Genomic DNA, 3,022 nt, shown 5'->3' with positions numbered 1-3,022 from the left:
GGTATTCATAAGGCATACCTGCCATTGCTAAAAAGTGCCCTCCGTTTTAAGGCTATCGTAATCATTGTGGCTATTGTGCTGCTGGGAGTTGCCGGATTTACATTTTCGCGTATGGGTGGGGAATTTGTCCCTCAGCTGGATGAAGGAGACCTGGCCATGCAGGCATTGATACGACCGGGAAGTTCGCTCACAGAGTCTAATGAAGTCTCCATGAAAATTGAAAAGCTCTTGCTTGAAAACTTTCCTGAGATCAAAACGGTCACCTCACGCATTGGTGTTGCAGATATACCCACAGACCCAATGCCCATGGACATAGCGGATATGTACATCATTCTGGAAAAGGACAAAGACAAGTGGGTTTCCGCAGCAACCAAAGACGAGCTAATTGATCAAATCAAAGACAAACTCGATGAACAGCTCGTTGGGGTTAACCTCGTCTTTACCCAGCCTGTGGAATTACGGTTCAACGAATTGCTTGAAGGAGTACGGGAAGATATTGCGGTCAAGCTATACGGTGAAGATTTAGAGGTTTTAGCCACCAAGGTTCAGGAGATGGCGGAGATCATTTCCACAGTACCGGGTGCCGGAGATGTCAATGCTGAGCGGACCTCAGGACTTCCCCAAATGACAGTGAATTACAATCGTAATAAGATAGCTCAATACGGGTTAGATATTCAAAAACTCAATGAGTATGTCAGCTCAGCTTTTGCAGGTGGGGTGGCCGGAGTGGTTTTTGAAGGCGAGAAGCGATTCGATCTGGTCATACGCTTTGATGATGCACATCGCAGAAGTATCGATGACTTACGGACACTCTATATCGATCTACCGGATGGGACTCAAGTTCCCATAAAAGAGGTAGCTGACATAAGCTATGTGCCGGGACCGATGCAGATCTCCAGGGACAACACCTACCGTAGAACGTATGTTGGAGTGAATGTGAGAGGACGCGATGTGGAGTCGGTGGTGAATGACATACAGGCCAAATTGGATGCGCAGTTGGATCTGCCGGCCGGGTACTACATCACCTACGGTGGAGAGTTTGAAAACCTGCAAAGAGCGAAAAGCAGATTAATGATCGTAGTGCCAATAGCCCTCTTTCTGATTTTTGTTTTGCTCTACTTTGCCTTAGAGTCATTTTCTCAATCCATTATGATCTATATGGCTATTCCCCTGGCGGCTATTGGGGGCGTATTTGCTATGTGGTTGAGGGATATGCCATTTAGTATTTCTGCTGGTGTCGGGTTCATTGTGCTGTTTGGCGTGGCGGTCCTCAATGGTCTTGTATTGATCAACCGCTTCAATTCATTGAAGGAAGAAGGGGTGACGAGTATTAGAGAGAGAATTTTAACAGGAACAAAAGAACGAATCAGACCTATTATGTTGACAGCAACTACAGACATTTTCGGATTTTTACCCATGGCATTTTCAGCCTCTGCAGGAGCGGAAGTACAACGACCATTGGCTACCGTAGTGATTGGTGGTATGCTCACTGCCACCCTACTTACTCTAGTGGTTCTTCCGGTGCTCTACACGTTTGTAGAAGGCAGAAGTGACAAAAGAAAAAGCCTGAAAGCACCGAATGCCAATGTGATTATTGCCCTGATCGTTTGTGGTGGATTGTTTGGATTACCAGCTGTGGGAAATGCGCAGGAAACCAAGTCTGTGAATACGCTGGAAGAAGCCATTGAAATAGGATTGGCCAATAATGGGAATGTTAAAGTGGCCAAAACCAATATAGACGTTCAACGGCAAGGAAAGAAGGCCGCATTCAACCCGGGCAAGACAGGTATTGGCATGCAATACGGACAATACAACAGCTTTGAAAATGATTTTTCTTTTAATGTTGGCCAGTCCTTTGAATTTCCTACGGTTTACGGCAAACAGCGCAATCTGGCAAATGAACGGGTTGAGGGGAGTCAAAAACAGCTAGCTGTTACAGAGAACGAACTCAAAGCGAGTATCCGACAAGCCTGGTACGAGCTGGCCTATTTGCACGAGACCAGAAACCTGTTGCTTTACCAGGACTCCATCTATGGAAGGTTCCTCAATGCCGCAACTATCCGGTTTGAGACGGAAGCTACCAGTTATTTGGAAAAAGCGGCCGCAGAAACGCAGGTGATGGAAGTCCAGAATCAGTTGAAGCTATTGGAAGCCGATATGATCATCCAGGAAAAACAGCTTCAGATCCTGCTTAATGACACCACGGATTTGGCTTTTGCGCCCTCCGGTCTGGAGGAACGACAGGTTTTGGCACTCCAGGATCGTGCACTGATTGCAAACAATCCATTTCTGCAGTTTACACAGCAGCAGGTGGAGATTGCGGATGCGCAGAAATCCGTTGTTTCTTCCAAATTAATGCCTGAGTTTTTTGTGGGGTATTTCAACCAGTCACTGATTGGTGGTGAAACAGCAGATGGTGGTGTTGCAACATCTTCTGACCGGTTTGGAGGCATACAGGCAGGCATAGCCATTCCATTGTTTTTTGGCTCCTATAAGGCAGACATTAAGGCCGCCAGCCTGCGTGAACAAATGGCTAAAACCAATCTGGAATACTTCCGAACCACCGTCCAGGGACAATTTAGTCAGCAGGTAGAAGAAGTAAATAAGTTCCGCAATAGTCTGGAATACTACAATGAAAAAGCGATTCCCCAGGCCAATCTAATCTTAGATAATGCCCAGAAGAGCTTTGAGAGCGGGAACATTGATTATGTAGAATACTTTCAAAATCTCAACCAGGCCCTGAACCTCAAATTCAATTACCTCAATACGCTTAATGGATACAACCAGGCGGTCATCAACCTGGAGTTCCTGATCGGTCAATAAAATTTAAAGAACATAAAATATTAAATAATGAAAAAGCAAATCATATATATACTGGCATTGGTACTGATGGTATCGGTATTTACCGGTTGCGGAAGCAAGTCTGCTGATAACACGGAAGAAGCTTCTCATGAACATAAAGAAGGTGAAGAAGGACATGAGGACGAAGGACACGAAGAAGAAGGAATGGCCGAGCTTCACC

At 45.6% G+C, this 3,022-nt stretch carries 1 protein-coding gene; it reads left to right on the top strand.

Annotation, left to right across the window (positions count from 1 at the left end; genetic code table 11):
- On the top strand, window positions 1-2,823 hold a 2,823-nt coding region (locus RIC88_RS01160; protein WP_350215589.1), incomplete at its 5' end, for a CusA/CzcA family heavy metal efflux RND transporter.
- Window positions 2,824-3,022 lie beyond the last annotated feature (199 nt).

This window comes from Ekhidna sp. (assembly GCF_040220215.1).
GTDB lineage: Bacteria > Bacteroidota > Bacteroidia > Cytophagales > Cyclobacteriaceae > Ekhidna.
This window is presented reverse-complemented; position numbering and strand designations above follow the sequence as displayed.